The sequence below is a fragment of the Chitinophaga ginsengisegetis genome (assembly GCF_900168065.1).
Classification (GTDB): domain Bacteria; phylum Bacteroidota; class Bacteroidia; order Chitinophagales; family Chitinophagaceae; genus Chitinophaga; species Chitinophaga ginsengisegetis.
Genome location: NZ_FUZZ01000001.1, coordinates 3,141,251 through 3,161,487 on the forward strand (window position 1 = coordinate 3,141,251; position 20,237 = coordinate 3,161,487).

17 protein-coding genes are annotated in these 20,237 nt (G+C 46.7%); 13 read left to right on the top strand and 4 right to left on the bottom strand.

Features of this window, described 5'->3' with window-relative positions:
* Positions 1 to 124: 124 nt before the first annotated feature.
* The 5 genes from B5Z18_RS12425 to B5Z18_RS12445 all read left to right on the top strand — a co-directional run bounded on the left by B5Z18_RS12425 (position 125) and on the right by B5Z18_RS12445 (position 4,250).
* Positions 125 to 1,402 (top strand): serine hydroxymethyltransferase, encoded by a 1,278-nt coding sequence (locus tag B5Z18_RS12425; RefSeq protein WP_079469653.1) that lies wholly within the window; start codon positions 125 to 127, stop codon positions 1,400 to 1,402.
* A gap of 137 nt (positions 1,403 to 1,539) precedes the next feature.
* Positions 1,540 to 2,373 (top strand): ABC transporter ATP-binding protein, encoded by an 834-nt coding sequence (locus B5Z18_RS12430; RefSeq protein ID WP_079469654.1) that lies wholly within the window; start codon positions 1,540 to 1,542, stop codon positions 2,371 to 2,373.
* Positions 2,374 to 2,380: 7 nt separating this feature from the next.
* Positions 2,381 to 3,196: a hypothetical protein gene (locus B5Z18_RS12435; protein WP_143313561.1), complete on the top strand. Its 816-nt coding sequence runs from the start codon at positions 2,381 to 2,383 to the stop codon at positions 3,194 to 3,196.
* A gap of 12 nt (positions 3,197 to 3,208) precedes the next feature.
* The gene (locus B5Z18_RS12440; RefSeq protein WP_079469656.1) at positions 3,209 to 3,580 is read left to right on the top strand and encodes a GntR family transcriptional regulator; all 372 of its coding nucleotides are present in this window, start codon (positions 3,209 to 3,211) and stop codon (positions 3,578 to 3,580) included.
* A gap of 1 nt (position 3,581) precedes the next feature.
* Entirely contained in the window at positions 3,582 to 4,250 is a 669-nt protein-coding gene (locus B5Z18_RS12445) for a hypothetical protein (protein ID WP_079469657.1), read from the top strand.
* Positions 4,251 to 4,372: 122 nt separating this feature from the next.
* On the opposite strand, the gene B5Z18_RS12450 is transcribed toward B5Z18_RS12445, so the two are convergent.
* The 4 genes from B5Z18_RS12450 to secA form a co-directional block, all read right to left on the bottom strand.
* On the bottom strand, positions 4,373 to 5,548 hold the full coding sequence (locus B5Z18_RS12450) for a M20 metallopeptidase family protein (RefSeq protein ID WP_079469658.1): 1,176 nt from the start codon (positions 5,546 to 5,548) through the stop codon (positions 4,373 to 4,375).
* A complete protein-coding gene (locus B5Z18_RS12455) occupies positions 5,532 to 5,972 on the bottom strand; it encodes an SPOR domain-containing protein (RefSeq protein ID WP_079469659.1) in 441 nt (146 codons plus the stop codon). The genes B5Z18_RS12450 and B5Z18_RS12455 overlap by 17 nt, the downstream gene beginning before the upstream one ends.
* Before the next feature lie 30 nt (positions 5,973 to 6,002).
* Positions 6,003 to 6,665, bottom strand: a complete 663-nt coding sequence (deoC, locus tag B5Z18_RS12460) for a deoxyribose-phosphate aldolase (protein ID WP_079469660.1) — start codon at positions 6,663 to 6,665, stop codon at positions 6,003 to 6,005.
* 89 nt (positions 6,666 to 6,754) lie between these two features.
* Complete coding sequence (gene secA / locus B5Z18_RS12465) at positions 6,755 to 10,078, bottom strand: preprotein translocase subunit SecA (protein WP_079469661.1); 3,324 nt, start codon at positions 10,076 to 10,078, stop codon at positions 6,755 to 6,757.
* Between the two features lie 447 nt (positions 10,079 to 10,525).
* Between secA and B5Z18_RS12470 the strand changes: the two genes are divergently transcribed.
* The 8 genes from B5Z18_RS12470 (at position 10,526) to B5Z18_RS12510 (ending at position 20,167) form a co-directional block, all read left to right on the top strand.
* Positions 10,526 to 10,711: a hypothetical protein gene (locus B5Z18_RS12470; RefSeq protein ID WP_079469662.1), complete on the top strand. Its 186-nt coding sequence runs from the start codon at positions 10,526 to 10,528 to the stop codon at positions 10,709 to 10,711.
* Positions 10,712 to 11,090: 379 nt separating this feature from the next.
* Complete coding sequence (locus B5Z18_RS12480) at positions 11,091 to 12,374, top strand: MFS transporter (RefSeq protein ID WP_079469664.1); 1,284 nt, start codon at positions 11,091 to 11,093, stop codon at positions 12,372 to 12,374.
* A gap of 23 nt (positions 12,375 to 12,397) precedes the next feature.
* A complete protein-coding gene (locus B5Z18_RS12485; protein ID WP_079469665.1) occupies positions 12,398 to 13,561 on the top strand; it encodes a Gfo/Idh/MocA family protein in 1,164 nt (387 codons plus the stop codon).
* 22 nt (positions 13,562 to 13,583) lie between these two features.
* Positions 13,584 to 14,639 (top strand): sugar phosphate isomerase/epimerase family protein, encoded by a 1,056-nt coding sequence (locus B5Z18_RS12490; RefSeq protein WP_079469666.1) that lies wholly within the window; start codon positions 13,584 to 13,586, stop codon positions 14,637 to 14,639.
* A 62-nt stretch (positions 14,640 to 14,701) separates the two neighbouring features.
* Complete coding sequence (locus B5Z18_RS12495; protein WP_079469667.1) at positions 14,702 to 15,115, top strand: c-type cytochrome; 414 nt, start codon at positions 14,702 to 14,704, stop codon at positions 15,113 to 15,115.
* Positions 15,116 to 15,144: 29 nt separating this feature from the next.
* A complete protein-coding gene (locus tag B5Z18_RS12500) occupies positions 15,145 to 15,867 on the top strand; it encodes a 3-keto-disaccharide hydrolase (protein WP_079469668.1) in 723 nt (240 codons plus the stop codon).
* Between the two features lie 133 nt (positions 15,868 to 16,000).
* On the top strand, positions 16,001 to 16,744 hold the full coding sequence (locus B5Z18_RS12505; protein ID WP_079469669.1) for a ThuA domain-containing protein: 744 nt from the start codon (positions 16,001 to 16,003) through the stop codon (positions 16,742 to 16,744).
* A gap of 9 nt (positions 16,745 to 16,753) precedes the next feature.
* Positions 16,754 to 20,167, top strand: a complete 3,414-nt coding sequence (locus B5Z18_RS12510) for a ThuA domain-containing protein (RefSeq protein ID WP_079469670.1) — start codon at positions 16,754 to 16,756, stop codon at positions 20,165 to 20,167.
* Positions 20,168 to 20,237 lie beyond the last annotated feature (70 nt).

Consider the following 20,237-nt stretch of genomic DNA (forward strand, 5'->3'; position numbering starts at 1 on the left):
AGGATTAGCTATTGCTGCTCGAATGCGGCGAAATTAACATAAAAAGCGGAAAGCATAAAGCAGAAGCCTTTGCGCTTGCAATTGATCCGGCTTTAATTTATTTTTGCACCAAATTTAAGGCAACATGCAAAGAGACCAGCAAATATTTGATTTAATCGGCCAGGAGTTGGAGCGTCAGCGCCACGGCATTGAGTTGATCGCATCTGAAAACTTTACCAGCTTACAGGTAATGCAGGCAATGGGACATGTGATGACGAATAAATATGCCGAAGGCTATCCTGGCAGAAGATATTATGCAGGCTGTGAAATTGTGGACCAAAGCGAACAACTGGCTATCGACAGGGCAAAACAAATATTTGGCGCCGCTTATGTGAACGTACAACCTCACTCCGGTGCGCAGGCCAATGCTGCTGTTATGCTGGCGATTCTGCAACCGGGCGATAAAATCCTCGGACTGGACCTGAGCATGGGAGGCCACCTTACCCACGGTTCTTCTGTAAACTATTCCGGAAAGCTCTACCAACCTCATTTCTACGGTGTTAACAAAGAAACAGGACTGGTAGAATATGATAAAATGGAAGAAATTGCCAACCGCGAAAAACCAAAACTGATTGTTTGCGGTGCTTCTGCTTACAGCCGCGACTGGGATTACAAACGTATCCGCGAAATAGCTGACCAGGTAGGCGCTTTTGTACTGGCTGATATTGCACACCCGGCTGGTTTGATTGCCAAAGGCTTACTGAACTCTCCGTTTGCCCATTGCCATTTCGTAACCACTACCACTCATAAAACCCTCCGTGGTCCACGCGGCGGTATGATCATGATGGGCGCAGATTTCGAAAATCCATTCGGTCTGAAAACACCAAAAGGCGAAACCCGCCTGATGAGCTCTCTCATTGACACTGCTGTATTCCCTGGTATCCAGGGCGGTCCGCTGGAACACGTTATTGCCGCTAAAGCCGTTTCCTTCTTCGAGATCCTGTCTGACGACTACACCGTATACGCCAACCAGATCCTGAAAAATGCGCAGTCTATGGCTAAAAGCTTTGTAGGCAAAGGATATGAAATCATTTCCGGTGGTACGGACAATCACCTGATGCTGATTGACCTCCGCAATAAAAATATCTCCGGTAAAAAAGCCGAACAAACACTGGTAAAAGCCGATATCACCGTAAATAAAAACATGGTGCCTTTCGACGATAAATCTGCCTTTGTTACTTCCGGTATCCGTGTGGGCGTTCCTGCTATCACTACCCGTGGTATGAATGAAGGCCACATGGGCCAGATCGTTGACTGGATCGATGCCTTGCTGCTGGATGCTGATAACGAAGGACTGATCCTCAAAGTAAGAGGCGAAGTAAATACCTTTATGCAGCAGTTCCCGCTGTATCCTGAGCTGTAGTTAAAACATATATCTTAATATATAAGAGAGAAAGCCTGAACAGGGCTTTCTCTTTTTTTTTGCCTTTTATTTTGTAAATCAAAATATACCCTTATCTTTATAGTGTACTAGTTAAGTAGTACACTAAACCACAAGATATGATTAACATCCAATCCCTGACATTCAGCTACCGGAAAAACAAGCCCCTGTTTGAAAACTTACAGCTACGGCTGGAAGCAGGACATATTTATGGTTTGCTTGGAAAAAACGGTGCGGGCAAATCCACGCTCCTGAAACAAATGGCCGGCTTACTATTCCCCGACAGCGGCACCTGTGAGGTACTGGGCTACCCATCTGCCAAAAGGCAACCCGCCTTCCTCCGGGAGATATTCCTTGTACCGGAAGAATTCTATCTCCCGAAAGTAAGTGTGAAAAGATATGTAAACACCTACGCCCCTTTTTATCCCAACTTCGACGAAGCCGCGTTTTACAACTATCTCAAGGAATTTGAAATTCCAAAGGATCAGCAGTTAACGGAAATGTCGTACGGACAAAAGAAGAAAGTACTGATCAGTTTTGCCCTGGCCGCCAACACCAAAGCGCTGATCATGGACGAACCTACCAACGGCCTGGACATCCCCTCCAAAAGCCAGTTCCGTAAAGTGATTGCAGCCGCAGTGAGTGACGATAAATGTATTGTGATTTCCACACACCAGGTGCGTGACCTGGATAACCTCATCGACAGTATCGTGATCATTGATGACCACAAAATTATTTTCCGGGAAGATGTACAAACGGTGACGGATAAACTGAGTTTCAAAACCGTGAGCAGGATCGAGGAAACTACCGGTGTTCTCTTCGCCGACAGTAACCTGCGCGGGCACACCGTCATTACCCGCAACGCAGGCCAGGAACAAAGCAAAATAGATATGGAGCTGCTGTTTAATGCGATCCTCACCAATCATAAACCCATCCAGGAAATATTCAACTGATTAACACATGCAACCAAATAATGTATTCAATGTTCGCCGTATGCAGTTATACCTGCAAAAACACTTTACCGATCATTACCGCTTCTACGGAATGGGCATGCTGGTCATATTCGGGCTGATGACCGGCATCGCGGTTTTAATGATACTGGTAGCCCGCGAACCCTTCCGCCGCATGAGTGAGCTGGTTCCTTTCTATTATATCGGGTTGTTCCTGGGTGGTTTGCTCTTCACCAGCAGGGCTTTCAATGAACTGGGTAGTAAAGAAAAAGGAGTGGATTTCCTGATGTTGCCAGCCTCCCAGTTTGAGAAATTCATCACCCTGTTCCTCATCAGCAGTATAGGCTACCTGTTATTTTACCATATCAGCAGCTATCTCAGCTTTAAAATTATTGAAGGCGCACAATTAACAGCCCTCAATCAAAAAATCGAAAGAAACTACGATCTACTGGACAACCCGAAAGAAAAGGTATACGTCTATTACGGCTACGTCATCCTGCAGGCAGCATTTTTACTTGGCGCCACCTATTTCCATAAGTACAGTTTTATCAAAACAGTGTTATCCGTTTTCATATTTGGTTTTGCATTATGGCTTATTAACTGCATTATTGTTACCCTGCTCTTCGGGTTCGGACAAGAGTTCTGGAAAAGATCGGTGCCATTCCTGCTGGTCGCCAAACAGGAAGTCGGGCCCTCTTCCTGGCATAGCACGGTATACCTGATCCCGGAATGGCTGCAAAACACTTACCTCTTTACAATAAAATTTGTGATAGCACCTGTACTCTGGATCATTGCCTATTTCCGGTTGAAGGATCAAGAAATTTAAAAACTTAGCGAAATGGAATTCAAAGATACACAGGCAATATATATACAGATCGCGGACTATATCTGCGAACAGATATTGCTTACCAAATGGCAGCCGGAAGAACGTATTCCTTCTGTAAGGGAACTGGCGGTTTCGCTGGAAGTAAATCCCAACACAGTAATGCGCACCTGCGAGCTCCTGCAGCAACAGGAAATTATTCAGAATAAAAGAGGGATCGGCTACTTTATCAGCGGAGACGCCGTGAAGAAAATAAAGCAATTCAAAAAAGATACTTTTATCCGCAATGAATTACCAAGCTTCTTCCGCAGCATGTACCTGCTGGATCTTGACCTCGATGAACTGAAACCTCATTTTGAGAAATTCAAAAAATCAAACTTCAATTAACATGACAACCAGCAATAAATTACTACTAGGTTTTTCAGGCGTACTGGTGTTACTCATGCTGTTTTCTGCCATTATACTAAAAGCCAATTACAATAAAGGCATCACCAATACAGAGCAGCACCAGCCACAGCAGGACCCGGACTATGCAAAAGTTACCCTGCCTGCCTTCAAAGCGCTGGTGCTGAAAAACACTGCTGCAATTAATGAAAAGCACGAGGCTACTATCTATGTCCGTGAATCGCCGGAATATCACCTCGAATTCTATAAGAACGCTACTTACAATATGTCGGGCGACACCCTTATAGTGGAGATCAGCAAGTCGCGTGACATCACGCTATACGCTCCGGCCATGAGCTATATCGACAACAGAAGTGATTACGGCATCAGCCTCTCGGATATTAAATCGCCCAGCCTGGAAATTAACGCAGGCAACGATGTACGGACCTTTATGATCAGTACAAAAATTAATTCTTTTGCCTATACGGGTGGGAAAAACAATACGCTTGAAGTAAATGAAGATAATATACTGGACTCTGTGAAAGTAACGATGGATAAACGTGGTTCACTCTACTTTTATGCGCCGTATCAGTCAGGGGAATTCAGGGTAGATAGTTTAGACAACCTGAATATAACCGGCAAGTCGTTACAGAGTTTAAAACGGATTAACTAATGATTAGCAATAAATTCTATCAATGAATAAACCTGTTTTCTAACCGGTTTCAAATTACATAACAAGTTTTTGTGTTAAAAATGAACGTCCCGATTTTCATCGGGACGTTGCTGTTATATCTTTTAAAACTGCGTAGCCAGGTAGGCCATCGTTCCAATGCCTATCTCTATCGCATGTTCATCTACATCAAAAGTAGGGGTATGCACACCGGAAGTAATTCCACGGGCCACATTGCCGGTACCCAACCGGAAGAAACAGGCAGGTACTACCTGGGAGTAAAAAGCAAAATCTTCTGCGCCCATCCTGATTTCTGTATCACCTACTGCTTCCGCGCCCAGGTAATCGGTAGCAAAACCACGGGCTTTGGTGGTCACTTCTTCATTATTATATAAAGTAGGATAACCCACTAATATTTCAATATCAATGCCGGCGCCCATCGCTTCGGCAATACCTATTGCCTGTTTGCGGATCAGCTCGTGCGCTTTAAACCGCCAGGTTTCATCCATTGCCCTGAAAGTACCCATCAGCTTCACTTCGCTGGGGATCACGTTGGTAGTGAATCCGCCATTGAAAGCACAGATAGATAATACAGAAGGAGAAAAAGGATTGTTGTTACGGGAGATGATCTGCTGTAAGCTTACCACCAGTTGAGATGCTACCAGGATAGTATCTACTGTAAGATGTGGTTGCGCGGCATGGCCTCCTTTTCCTTTGATGGTAATATAAATTTCATCGGCACTGGCCATGTACTTACCGGCATGAAATCCCAGCTTGCCGGCTTCCATAGAGGGATGCACATGCAATCCCAGGATAGCGTCCGGGCGGGGGTTTTCAAGGGCGCCTTCTTCAATCATGATGCTGGCGCCGCCGGGATGTTTTTCTTCACCTGGCTGGAACAGCACTTTGATGGTGCCTTCAAACTGATCTTTTAATTCATTTAATATTTTGGTAGCGCCCAGTACCACGGAAGTATGTACATCATGTCCGCAGGCATGCATTACGCCTACGTTGGTAGATTTATAGGGCACGTCGTTGGCTTCAGTGATCGGCAGTGCGTCCATATCTGCACGCAATGCGATGGTTTTGGAGGCCGGGTTCTTTCCTTCTATCAGCGCAATGATGCCGGTGCCGGCAATACCTGCTTTGAAGGGAACGCCGAAGGCGGTTAACTGCTGTTGGATATAAGCAGTGGTTTCAAATTCCTGGAAGGATAGTTCCGGGTGGGAATGGAGATGTCTCCTGATGGCAGTAAACTCAGGTGCATATGCCTTTGCCAGCTCTTTAATACGGTTCTTCATTCGATAGTTCTTTATCCAGTGACACGTTAATAATGGCAGGTACTACAAATACACCACCTGCAAACAGGTCGGATAATTTGTCCCGTAATTCAGCTGCTTCTTCACGGGTTTTAAAATCGCCTACGCGCACTTTAAAATAGGGGGCCTGGTAATCGAGATAAGTGCGGTAGTCGCCAAAAAGCTGCATCACTTTTGCTTTGGCTTCATTGGCATCACCGCGTTTGTTAGTAGAAATTACCTGTACCCGGAAACCGGACTGGTTGCGGATGGCCAGGGTATTAATGTAGATCTGTTTTTTAATCAGCACGTCCAAACGACTATCTTTCACCACTCTCACATTTCCGTTGCCGGCGATTGCATTGTCCTGCGCCATGGCCACACCACTCCCCAACAGACAGCATACCAGGATGAATAACTTTTGCATGAATACGGTATAATTAACTATGAATAATCGTTACTGAGCTTCCTTGCTTTCTTTTACAATGTTCACGCTGGCACTGGCCCCGATCCGGGTAGCGCCGGCATCTATCAGCTCTTTCGCAAAAGCAAAGGTACGAATACCTCCGGAAGCTTTTATTTGTATGTTGGCCGGCAAATTAGCACGCATCAGCTTTACGGCTTCCACGGTAGCGCCTCTTTCTGCATATCCCGTGGATGTTTTCATGAAATCCACGCCATACTTCGCATACAGCTGGCAACACTGCACAATTTCTTCTTCCAATAATATGCCACTTTCAATGATAATCTTAATCACCTTCTTCTTCTCCCGCACCAGGTACATGATATTAGCGATCTCTTTTTCGAGATATTCCCAGTCTTTGTTTTTAATAGCGGAGATATTGATCACCACATCCAGTTCATCGGCGCCGTCAACAATAGCCAGTACCGTTTCCGCTACTTTGGCTTCAATAGCGGAATAGCCGAATGGAAAGCCGATAACGGTGGCAATTTTGGTATTGGTGGCGCCCAGGAATTGTTTGGCCAGTTTTACATATAACGGGGGCACACAGGCCGCTGCAAAATCGTATTCCACGCACTGCATGCACAACTGTTTAACATCTTCCAGCGTGGTGGTGGGCTTCAATACGGTATGGTCTATATAGCGGTTAATCTCCATTATTCATTTACTTGATTACAGGGCGAAATTAATGCAAAACGGATTACGTTGCCGTAATCCGTTCTGATATCATTTCCAGGTTGGTTCGCTTAAGCGTTCTTACCGTGGCATTGTTTGTATTTTTTACCGCTACCACAGGGGCAAAGATCATTACGACCTATTTGTGGTCCCTGGTGGCGGATTGGCTCTGCTTTTACTTCTTCAGCCATTTGAATTTCCGGGCCGGCGCTCTGGTGACTGCCGTTTTCCGCCAGTTCCTCATGAGAAGCACGCATGCGGCTCATATCGGTTTTCTCTTCACGGCCTTCACGAATTTCCGGAGCAGCTTCCTGTTCCTGGTTGCTTACGGGGATACCGCATTTGGTCAGGAAGGAAACGATATCGCGGCTGGTTTCACCGTCCATTGCCTTGAACAGGTTGAATGCCTCAAATTTATAGATCAGTAACGGATCTTTCTGTTCGTATACCGCACTCTGTACAGACTGTTTCAGATCATCCATTGCACGCAGGTGCTCTTTCCATGATTCATCGATCAAAGCCAGGGTGATGCTGCGTTCCAGGGCACTCATGGTTTCATGACCCTTTGTTTCCACTACCTTCTGCAGGTTAGCCAGTACGTTGATACCTTTTTTACCATCGGTAAATGGTATAGAGATATTTTCGATCTGATGACCTTGTTCCTGGTAAATACGTTCTATTACCGGTAAGGTGTTGCTGATCAAATCATTTACCTTACGTGTATAGTTATCTTTTCCTTCGAAATACAGCTTGTTGGCCAGGTTAGGAATATCTGTCTTGGCCAGTTCTTCACTGGTAATTTTTGTATCGATGGAGAAGTTCATGATAGCATCCATCTTGAAAGCTTCATAATCTCCGCTGGCTTTATGGGTAGACACCATATTTTCCGCTACATCATAGAAAGCGTTGTCGATGTCTATTGCCAGGCGTTCGCCAAACAGGGCGTGATTACGTTTTGCGTAGATCACGGTACGCTGTTTATTCATCACATCATCATACTCCAGCAAACGCTTACGGATACCGAAGTTATTCTCTTCCACTTTCTTCTGCGCTCTTTCAATGGAACGGGTGATCATGCTGTGCTGGATCACTTCCCCTTCCTTATAACCCATACGGTCCATAAGGCCGGCAATACGTTCTGAACCGAACATACGCATCAGGTCATCTTCCAGGGAAACGAAGAACTGTGAAGTTCCCGGATCACCCTGACGACCGGCACGACCACGCAGCTGGCGGTCAACACGACGGCTTTCATGTCTTTCTGTACCAATGATCGCCAACCCGCCGGCTTCTTTCACGCCGGGTCCGAGTTTGATATCCGTACCACGACCCGCCATGTTGGTAGCGATGGTCACGGCTCCGGGCAAACCTGCTTCCGCAACGATTTGTGCTTCACGGGCGTGCTGTTTCGCATTCAGTACATTATGCGGCACTTTTTCGAAGGTGAGCATTTTGCTCAGCAACTCAGACACTTCCACGGAGGTAGTACCTACCAGTACGGGGCGTCCTTTTGCCTGCAACTGCTTGATTTCTTCGATAACTGCTTTGTATTTGTCTCTCTTTGTTTTGTATACAAGATCTTCTGCATCTACACGGGAAATAGGAACGTTGGTAGGAATAGTTACCACATCCAGTTTGTAGATTTCCCAGAGCTCACCGGCTTCTGTGGAGGCTGTACCGGTCATACCGGCCAGCTTATGATACATACGGAAGAAGTTCTGCAGGGTGATAGTGGCAAATGTTTGGGTGGCAGCTTCCACTTTTACATTTTCCTTTGCTTCAATTGCCTGGTGCAATCCATCTGAGTAACGGCGGCCATCAAGGATACGACCGGTTTGCTCATCCACGATCTTCACTTTACCATCCATTACCACGTACTCTACATCTTTATCAAATAAAGTGTATGCTTTCAGCAACTGCTGTACGGAGTGGATACGGTCTGACTTAGCGGCAAAGTCTTGCAGTAATACGTCTTTACGCTGCAGTTTTTCTTCGGGCGTCAGTGACAGCTTTTCAATTTCAGCCAGTTCAGTTCCTACATCCGGGAGGATAAAGAAGTTCGCATCTTCTCCGCCCTGGGTGATCAGGTGAATACCCTTATCGGTGAGATCTACACTGTTTTGTTTTTCTTCAATAGCGAAGAACAGCCCTTCATCTACTTTTGGCATTTCGCGTTGCTGATCTGCCAGGTAGTAGTTTTCAGCTTTCTGCAATAATACCCTGTTACCGGGTTCGCTGAGATATTTGATCAGTGCACTGCTCTTTGGCAAGCCTCTCCAGGCGCGCATCAGGGCCAGTCCACCGGTTTTTGGATCATCTTTACCTTCTGCAATAAGTTTCTTTGCTTCCTGCAGGTATTGGTTGGTTGCTTTCTTCTGCATTTCCACCAGGTATTCGATACGTGGTTTTAATGCGTGGAATTCCTGTTCTTCACCGCGGGGGATAGGGCCGGAAATGATCAACGGGGTACGGGCATCATCCACCAGTACGCTATCCACCTCATCCACCATTGCGTAATGGTGTTTACGTTGTACCATTTCATCCGGGTTGTGCACCATGTTATCACGGAGGTAGTCAAAACCGAATTCATTGTTGGTACCGTAGGTAATGTCCGCCAGGTAAGCGTTACGGCGGTCTGGTGTATTGGGTTGATGTTTATCGATACAGTCTACTGTAATATCGAGGAATTCGAAAAGAGGTCCGTTCCACTCAGAGTCACGACGAGCCAGGTAATCATTCACCGTTACGATGTGTACCCCTTGTCCTGCCAGTGCATTGAGATAAGCGGGAAGGGTAGATACCAGGGTTTTACCTTCACCCGTAGCCATTTCGGCAATTTTACCCTGATGCAGTACGGTACCACCGATCAGCTGAACATCATAGTGTACCATGTTCCAGGTAACCATGCTGCCGGCTGCGCTCCAGCTGTTTTTCCAGATGGCCTTATCGCCTTCAATGGTTACGTAATCCTTTCTCACAGCGAGCTGACGATCGAGGTTGGTAGCAGTTGCAGTCAGTGTGGTATTATTGGTAAAACGGCGGGCTGTTTCTTTTACTACTGCAAAAGCGGCTGGCAGCAATTCTTTCAGCACTACTTCCAGTTGCTTGTCGCGGTCTTTTTTAAGAATATCTATTTCCTGGTATATCGTGTCTTTTGCGGTTACATCTTCCTCTTCATCTGCGCCGGCCTGTTTTTCCGCTATTTCTTTATCAATAGTGGCGAGATGCTCAGCGATACGTGCGCGGAATTCCTGCGTTTTGTGGCGCAGCTCATCGATAGGCAGGGATTGCAGTTTTTCGTACTCCTCATTAATCTGCTGCACCACCGGAGAGATGGATTTAATATCCCTTTCTGATTTATTCCCTCCAAATAGCTTTGATAAAAAACCTAACATGTTAAATGTTTAATTACGAATTACGATTTCTATTTATTGTAACCTGATCCCATCCAGGCAGCGTGTATCAGTTGATAGATTCCTGCTTCACCAGCCTGTGGCACAAAGGCTGCGGGCTTCGTCAGTTGGATAGACGGCATCCAGATTACTCAAATATTGTGCTTGTTAAAGACAAACTGTCAAGGTGTCAGTTTTACAGCCCGCCCCGGCAAGGCCTGTAAAAGTAGGAATAAATTCGGTGATTCAAGGGGGATTTTGAAGGGATTTTCCATTTTGCCGCAATCAATTAACATATCCTTGATATTTGCGGTGAAAGTTACTGGTGTAGCCACTCCGGCAAGAAAACCCGGGATCCTTTTTTACTGACCCGTCCCGGTCTTTTTCAGGTAGTTGTAAATACTATACCGAGCTAATTCCCGGAAATTATACAGCAAACGCCAGTGGATAATGACAACCTGGAAGGCGGTGCCACGCGGCAAAACACTGCCGCCTGAAAGCAGGGAACCCGCCATCCGCCGGGTTATTTGTTTAGGAGGCATTGCCCAAATTGGCAGTACCACTGCTGCAAGGGTTCCGGTTTCCATCTGCCAAAATACCAGTACCAGTCATGGTGCGGGGGAAGATCCGGCATAAAAAAACGGCGGGAGGTATCCATTCGTCTGTCTTTCGTCAACGCCTGTACGTAGTTACTGCCGTTGGTGTGGTGAAATATGCTGTGCCAGGAGTATACGAAGGGAAAACATCTGCCCTTACTTTTATAAGTAACACATTAAATCCCTGTAACCTCCACCCCGGAAGCATTCCGGCACTTCTTCCCCGGCAAACCGCTTATCATAAAATACGACCAGATGTAAGCCCGGCTTCCCGCCGGGATTGCTCGCCGGTGCTTGAAAAGAAAATTTTCAAAAAAAATGCCCGTCGTCCATATAAAAAGATGGAAATATGAAAATACTTTTTATAAATTTAAAGGTTTAATAGCCGTTTTAACTTATTTACACAAACATCCACGTTTATGGCAAATGCAATTCAGCCGCAAAAATTGTTCGTAGCAAGCTGTATGGCGCTACTGGTAACATCATTATCTTTTGGCATCCGTGCCGGAATATTAAGCCGCTTAGGCGTTGAGTTCCATCTGGATACCAAACAACTGAGCATCATTGCGGGAACTGCTTTCTGGGGATTCCCGCTGGCAGTAATTATAGGAGGATTCATTGTAGATGCCATAGGCATGAAACGGTTGCTGTTGGCAGCTTTTATCCTGCACCTGCTGGGTATTGTGCTGACGGTATTTGCGAACGGTTTCTGGTCGCTGTTCATTTCCACCCTGTTTATCGGTATGGCCAACGGTACCGTGGAAGCGGCGTGTAATCCACTGGTGGCCACTATTTTCCCGGCCAACAAAACTACCAAGCTGAATCACTTTCACCTGTGGTTCCCCGGCGGTATCGTAGTAGGTACCCTGCTGGTGTTTTTACTTACCAAAATTGGCCTCATCTGGCAGCTGCAGGTAGCCACTATGGTGATCCCTACCCTGATCTATGGTTATCTTTTTATGAAACTCGACTTCCCCGTTACCGAAAGGGTGGCAGCCGGCGTTTCTTCTGCGCAGATGTACAAATCTGTATTAAGCCCCCTGTTCATCGTGATGTTTATCCTGATGTTTGGCACCGCCATCACAGAGCTTTTCACCGGACAGTGGATTGAAGTATTGCTGAAAAATGTAACCGAAAACTCCATTCTTATACTGGCGTTAACAGCTGGTGTACAGGTACTGGGAAGAGGTATCGCCGGCCCGGTGGTACATAAAATTTCTCCTACCGGTGTTTTACTTATTTCTGCGATTTTATCCGCTTTGGGCTTATATTTACTTTCCCATGTATCAGGCAATATGGTATTTGTGGCGGCCTTTATCTTTGGTATGGGCGTTACTTATTTCTGGCCAACCATGCTGGGTTTTGTATCAGAAAACATTCCCGAATCAGGTGCACTGGGTATGAACCTGATGGGCGGCGCCGGTATGTTCGCCGTATCTGTATACATGTATTTTATGGGTGGTTTCTACGATAGCATCATCGTAAAACAACTGCCTGCCGGTGCATCCCTGGATGCGTACCGCTCCGCTGCACCCGGCTCTGCTGAAGCTACCGCTTTCAGCCAGGCCACCGCAGTAGCCGGTCCGGAAATTATTAACGCTACCCTGGTAATACCCGTTATCCTGATTGTGGCTTTCACAGGACTTTTCTTTTACATGCGCAGCCGCAAAAAAGTAGAAAAAGCACACGTTCAAATAGTATAAATTATAAAACGATAATTGTAAATATGACACGGAAACTTAGAATGGGAATGATAGGAGGCGGTAAGGATGCCTTCATTGGTGCAATTCACCGTATTGCAGCTAATATGGACGGACTGATTGAGCTGACTGCGGGCGCCCTCAGCATTAATAATGACGTCGCGGTAGAATCAGGTAAAATGTTGTTCCTCGACCCGGAACGTACTTACCTCGATTTTAAAACCATGCTGGAAAATGAAGCAAAAATGCCGGCAGATAAACGGCTGGACTTCGTAACCATCGTTACGCCAAACTTCGCCCATTTTGAACCTGCCATGATGGCGCTGGACCTGGGTTTCAACGTAGTTATCGAAAAACCGATCACGTTTTCCCTCGACGAAGCCAAACAATTAAAAGCAAAAGTAGAAGCCACCGGTTTAACACTTTTACTCACACATACCTACACCGGCTACCCCATGGTGAAACAAGCCAGGCAGATGGTGAAAGACGGCGCACTGGGCAAAATCCGTAAAGTATGGGTGGAATACCCACAGGGATGGCTCAGCAAACTGAGTGAAAGAGAAGGCAACGCACAGGCAGCCTGGAGAACAGATCCTAAAAAATCAGGCAAAAGCGGCTGTATGGGCGACATCGGTACCCACGCAGCTAACCTGGCAGAATATATCAGCGGCGCCAAAATTGAAAAATTATGCGCTGATCTCAATATCATGGTGCCAGGCCGCGCACTGGACGACGACGGCGCTGTACTGCTCCGCTTCGACAATGGCGCTGCCGGCGTATTAATGGCATCGCAGGTGGCAGCCGGCGAGGAAAACGCCCTGAAGATCCGTGTATACGGCGAAAAAGGCGGCCTCGAATGGGCACAGCATGAACCCAATACCCTCCTCGTAAAATGGCTGGATAAACCCACCGAAATTTACCGCGCAGGTGGTGGATACAATTTCCAGTCGTCCTACATGACCCACAATACCCGCACTCCAGGCGGGCATCCGGAAGGATACCTGGAAGCATTCGGTAACCTGTACCGCAACTTCGCACAAACTTTATCTGCTAAAATCGATGGTGTTCAGCCATCCCCGGAATCACTGGATTTCCCGGGTACAGAAGAAGGCGTACGTGGTATGGCGTTCATCGATAACGTAGTTCGCTCTTCACAAAGCGATGCTAAATGGACTAACTTCGAGATATAGTATTCATCACCAGATTGAGCATATGAAAACGATAAAAGGACCTGGTATTTTTCTGGCGCAGTTCATGGGAGATGAAGCGCCTTTCAATAATCTGAAATCCATCTGCGAATGGGCGGCCTCCATTGGTTTCAAAGGAGTACAGATCCCCACCTGGGAAACACGCCTGATAGACCTGCAAAAGGCTGCCGAAAGCAAAACCTATGCAGATGAAATCAAAGGTATCGTAAATGCAGCCGGACTGGAAATCACTGAACTCAGCACACACCTGCAGGGACAGTTGGTAGCAGTTAATCCGGCTTTTACGGAGATGTTCGACGGCTTCGCACCTGCACAATATCACAATAATATCCAGGCGCGCACAGAATGGGCGGTAAACCAGCTGAAATATGCTGCAAAAGCCAGCCGTAACCTGGGCCTCACTGCCCACGCTACATTCAGCGGCGCCCTGTTATGGGCCCCGGCTATGTATCCGTGGCCACAACGTCCGGCCGGACTGGTGGAAACAGGTTTTGCCGAACTGGCAAAACGCTGGCTCCCGATCCTCAATGAATTTGATGCCAACGGCGTAGACGTTTGCTATGAAATTCATCCGGGAGAAGACCTGCACGATGGTATCACCTTTGAACGCTTCCTGGAAGCCACCGGTAACCATACCCGCGCTAACCTGCTGTACGATCCCAGCCACCTGTTGCTGCAATGCCTCGATTATCTTGAATATATCGACATTTACCACGAAAGGATCAAAGCCTTTCACGTAAAAGATGCCGAATTCAATGCCACCGGCCGCTCCGGCGTTTACGGCGGATACCAGGCATGGATCGACCGCCCGGGCCGTTTCCGCTCTCTGGGCGATGGCCAGGTCGACTTTAAATCCATCTTCAGTAAAATGGCGCAATACGATTTTGCCGGCTGGGCCGTTATGGAATGGGAATGTTGTATTAAACATCCGGAAGATGGCGCTAAAGAAGGCGCCCCCTTCATCAAGGATCATATTATCCGTGTTACTGAAAAAGCATTTGATGACTTTGCAGGAGGCGGTACCGATGATGCTTTCAATAAAAGAATATTAGGCTTGTAATATAATAGCCAACCAATCCACCGATCGTTAGTAAACAATAACCAAATAAAAAAAATCAACAAATGAGAAAGAGATATCTGGCGCCGCTCGTATTAAGTGTATTATTCTTTGCAGCTTGCGGAGGTGGTGAGAAAAAAGCAGAAAACGCTGACAGCGTTAGCACTCATGAAAGCCCAGCAGCAGATAATTCAATGGTTTCGCCAAGCGCTAACAAACCAGCAAGCAAAGGCGAAACACTGATGGCTGAAAGCGATTGTAAAACATGTCATAAAGAAGAAATGAAAGTGGTAGGACCTGCCCTGAAAGACATTGCAGGCAAATATCCTAACACTCCGGAGAATGTGGAAAAACTGGCGGAGAAAGTCATCAAAGGCGGTTCCGGTAACTGGGGCGAAGTAGCTATGTTACCACATCCACAGATTTCAAAAGAAGATGCCAAAGAAATGGTAAGCTATATCTTATCTATTGGCAAATAATTGATTTATCATAAACTCAATCATCCGGAATGAAAAAATTAATCATGGGTGCACTGATGGTAGCTGCCGTTCTCGGTACCACCGCAGTAAAAGCCCAGAAATTAAATACCCTGTCAGCGAAGGAAAAGAAGCAAGGATGGGTACTCCTGTTCGATGGTACTTCTACCAAAGGCTGGCATACTTACCTGAAATCCACTGCCAGTCCTGCATGGGGCGTAACAGATGGTGCGATCGGTCTGAACCAGGAAGCTAAAAAGAATGGCGCACCCGGCGGAGATCTCGTTACCGATGCGGAATACGAAAACTATGAGCTGAGTTACGAATGGAAAATTTCTCCGGGCGGCAACAGCGGTCTTATCTTCAGCGTTCATGAAGATCCGTCTTTAAGCCAAACTTACCTCTCCGGTCCTGAAATGCAGGTGATTGATGATGCGGGCCATCCCGATGGTAAAAACCCAAAACACAATGCGGGTGAATTATACGATCTCATCAAAGCTTCTACCAGACCAGCCAAACCTGTTGGTGAGTGGAATTCCGCCAAATTAACGAAGAAAGATGGTCACCTGACCCTCTGGCTCAACGGCGTGAAAACTGCAGAAACTACAATGGGCACGCCTGAATGGGATGCCCTGGTAGCAAAAAGCAAATTCCACGACTGGAAAGAGTTCGGCAAGTATGCGAAAGGTCATATCGCCCTGCAGGATCACGGCGATGATGTATGGTACCGCAATATCAAAATAAGAGTTCTTTAATTTCCGGATAGCGTAAAAGCATTAAGCAAAAAGCTACTGAAGCGGAGATGGGCGCTCGCTTATCTCAATACTTCAGTAGCTTTTTGCTTTTTACTTTTCCGAATTTTTAATTTCCATTCCCACGTAAAATAAGATGAAAGCACTAACCGCGTTTATTACACTCTTGCTCCTCGCCGGCACTATTTCAGTGCAGGCAAAGCATAAACACAAGGCCAAAAGGGTGCTCGTGTTCTCAAAAACAAAAGGCTTCCGCCACGATTGCATTCCCGCTGCCAAAATAGCGATCATGCAACTCGGAAAGGAAAATGGCTTTGAAGTAGATACTACGGAAGATGCCAGCGCCTTTACTACTGATAATCTGAAAAAATATGCAGCCGTAATTTTCAGCTGCACCACCGGCGATGTACTCGACAACGCCCAACAGGAGGCTTTTCAGAACTATATCCACAAAGGCGGTGCATGGATGGGTATCCACGCAGCTACAGATACGGAGTACGACTGGCCGTGGTATAACAAACTCGCCGGCGCATGGTTCCTGAGTCATCCGAGCCAGCAAACAGCTACCCTCAAAGTGGTGGACCACAATCATCCGGCTACAAAAGATTTACCGGACGAATGGATCCGCAAAGACGAATGGTACAATTTCAAAGACCTCAATCCCGATGTACATGTGCTCATCAAAATTGATGAATCCAGCTATACCGGCGGCAAAAACGGCGATAACCATCCTATGTGCTGGTATCACGACTTTGAAGGAGGCCGCGCCTTTTATACCGAAATGGGACATGTGAAAGAAGCTTACCAGGATCCTGTATATCTGAAACATTTACTGGGTGGCATTGAATACGCCATCGGTAACTGGAAACCCAAAAAATAATCCGCTATAATGAAACGTACTCTCAGAATTTTTCTGCTGCTGGCACTTGTTGTTGTTGGCCTCGCAGCCTGTAAAAAATCGCGCCCCGGTAAACCCAGAGTGCTGGTATTTACCAAAACCGGCGGGTTCCGCCACAGCTCCATCCCTGTTGGTATTAAAGCCATTCAGAAACTGGGACTGGAAAACGGATTTGATGTAGACACTACAGAAAATGCCGCTAAATTTAATGAAGATACCCTGGCGCAATATGCCGCTGTTATCTTCCTGAACACTACCGGTGATGTACTCGATAACTACCAGGAAGCCGATTTCGAAAGATATATCCAGGCAGGTGGCGGTTATGTGGGTGTACACGCCGCAGCTGACACCGAATACGAATGGGGCTGGTATAACCACCTCGCCGGCGCATGGTTCCAGAGCCATCCTCCGGGCGTTCACAAAGCTATAATTGATGTAATAGAAAAATCTTTTCCCGCTACAGAAGGACTTCCCGAAAAATGGGAACATACCGATGAGTGGTATAATTATAAAGATGTGGATACCACCACTACGGTACTGCTGAAACTGGACGAGAAATCATACCAGGGTGGTACTATGAAAGGCAATCATCCCATCAGCTGGTATCATGATTACGATGGCGGCCGCGCTTTTTATACCGGTCTTGGTCATACAGAAGAATCTTATACCGACAGTCTTTTTCTGAAACACCTCGCCGGCGGTATCAAATATGCTATCGGTAAAAACCAGGTGCTCGACTACAGCGTAGCTAAAACCCTGCGTGTACCGGAAGAAGACCGCTTCACTAAAAATGTGCTCGTATCCGGTGAGTTCTTTGAACCAACGGAAATGGCTATACTCCCTAACCTGGATATCCTGGTGGCGCAACGCCGCGGAGAGCTGATGCTTTATAACGCAGCAGAAAAGAAACTCTCACAGGTAGGTTTCCTCAAAGTATATCATCATACCGATGTACCAAAGGTAAATGCAGAAGAAGGTTTCCTCGGCCTTGCCGCAGACCCCGACTTTAAAAACAATCACTACATCTACGCAATGTATTCACCGGTAGATACTTCCGTAAACCGTTTGTCACGTTTCAAATTTGAAAACAACAAACTGGATATGTCTTCCGAAAAAGTAATCCTGCAATTCTACTCCCAACGCGATATCTGCTGCCATACCGGCGGTTCCATTGCTTTCGGACCAGGCGGATTGCTGTACTTATCCACCGGCGACAACACTACGCCGTTTGATGAACCGGGACAAAAATATGTGAGCAAAGGTTATGGTCCTACTGATGACCGTCCCGGTCACCTGCAGTACGATGACCGCCGCGGATCAGCCAACACCAATGACCTGCGTGGAAAGATCATCCGCATCAAGGTTGAAGCTGATGGCTCCTATACTATTCCGGATGGTAACCTGTTCCCGAAAGGCACCAAAGGCACCCGTCCTGAAATTTATGCAATGGGTACACGTAATCCTTACCGGATGTCGGTAGACCAGAAAACAGGATATGTATATTGGGGAGAAGTAGGGCCGGATGCCAACAACGACGACTCCCTGCGGGGGCCGAGAGGATACGATGAAATAAACCAGGCGAAAAAGCCCGGGTTCTTCGGTTACCCGATGTTTATTGCCAACAATAAACCATACCGTCAATACAATTACGAAACAGGTGAAAGCGGTCCTTATTTCGATCCGCTGAAACCAATCAATGATTCCCGCAACAACACCGGTTTGAAAGAGTTGCCACCGGCTACTCCCGCCTTCATCTGGTATCCATATGCAAAATCAGACGAGTTCCCGATTGTAGGCAGCGGTGGCCGTAACGCAGAAGCGGGCCCGATTTACCACAGCGAATTTTATCCGAAAGAAACCCGTTTCCCGGATTACTATAACGATAAACTGTTTATCTACGACTGGATCCGTGGATGGGTAATGGCCGTAACAATGGACAAAAACGGTAACTTCTCCAAAATGGAAAAGTTTATACCCAACACCAAACTGAATGCTCCCATCGATATGGAAATGGGTCCTGACGGCCGTTTGTATATCCTCGAATATGGTAACGGATGGTTTAGCAAAAACGCAGATGCAGGGCTTTCCCGCATTGACTTCAATGGCGGCAACCGCGCGCCTGTAGCCAATATCCATGCTACGCGCACTACCGGCGGCTTACCATTTAAAGTGAAATTAACCGCAGAAGGATCTAAAGATCCTGACGGCGATAAACTCACTTATCTCTGGAATTTTGGCAATGGCACAAAGAAAGAAACCACTGAACCTACGGTAGAATATACCTACAGCGCCGCCGGCGAATACCCTGTATTTGTAGAAGTGGCAGATGATAAAGGCGCCAAAACAAAGAGTAAATCCATTGATCTGTACGCCGGTAATGAAACGCCTGATGTAAAGATCAATATCACCGGTAACCAGATGTTCTACTTCCCGGGCAAACCCGTGCAGTATACAGTTAATATCTCCGATAAGGAAGATGGCAACTCGGCAGATGGTAAACTGGATGCCAATAACATTTTTGTAAAGGCGGATTATGTGGAAGGACGTGATAAAGCAGCGCAACCACAGGGCCACCAGATTATTACCGGCGCTATTGCAGGTAAAAATATCATGGAGGTATCTGATTGTAAAACCTGCCACAAGCCGGATGAAAAATCTATCGGACCTTCCTTCAAACAAATAACAGAAAAGTACAAAGACGATCCTGCTGCTCCTGAAATGCTCGCTAAAAAGATCATCAACGGCGGTGGCGGCGTATGGGGTGAAACCGCTATGTCGGCGCATCCGGGCATCTCTCAGGGTGAAGCCAAACAGCTGGTAGAATATATTTATTCTATCGGTGGTAATGCACCTAAAGTGCCTTCACTGCCTGTAAACGGCAGCATCAACCCAACACTGGGTGGTGAAGCAAAAGACAACGGCGTGTTGTACCTCCTGGCCAGCTATACTGATAAAGGTGGTCCTGGTATTAAACCTATCACCGGAACTGCGGCTGCAGAACTGCTCAGCCCTAAACTGGCAGCAGCAGATTTCAGCAAAGCTGATGGCATGGCAGTATTCGCTGTAAATGGTACGAAGTTCCTCATCCCTTCCAACACAGCTGGATGGGCCACTTATAACAACCTGGATCTGACCGGCGTAAGCGGCATAGAACTCGCTTATATGGTACAGGAAACACCACAATCCGGCTATATAGTGGAAGCATTCCTGGATGATGCCAACGGTACCCGCCTGGGTGAAGTAACCATTGGTCCGGGTGCACAGCCAAAAGCTCCGAACAAGGTAAACTTCAACTTTACCCCGGTAGCAGACAGCAAGAAACACAACCTGTATTTCCGCTACAAAGCAATTGATGCGGCACAAAAAGTACAGTTGGGTATCGTGTCATTTACCCTGCATCCATAATAATTAATTCTTTATAAAAAAGAAAAGGGGAGCTCTGTAAAAAGAGTTCCCCTTTCTTTTTATAAAATAA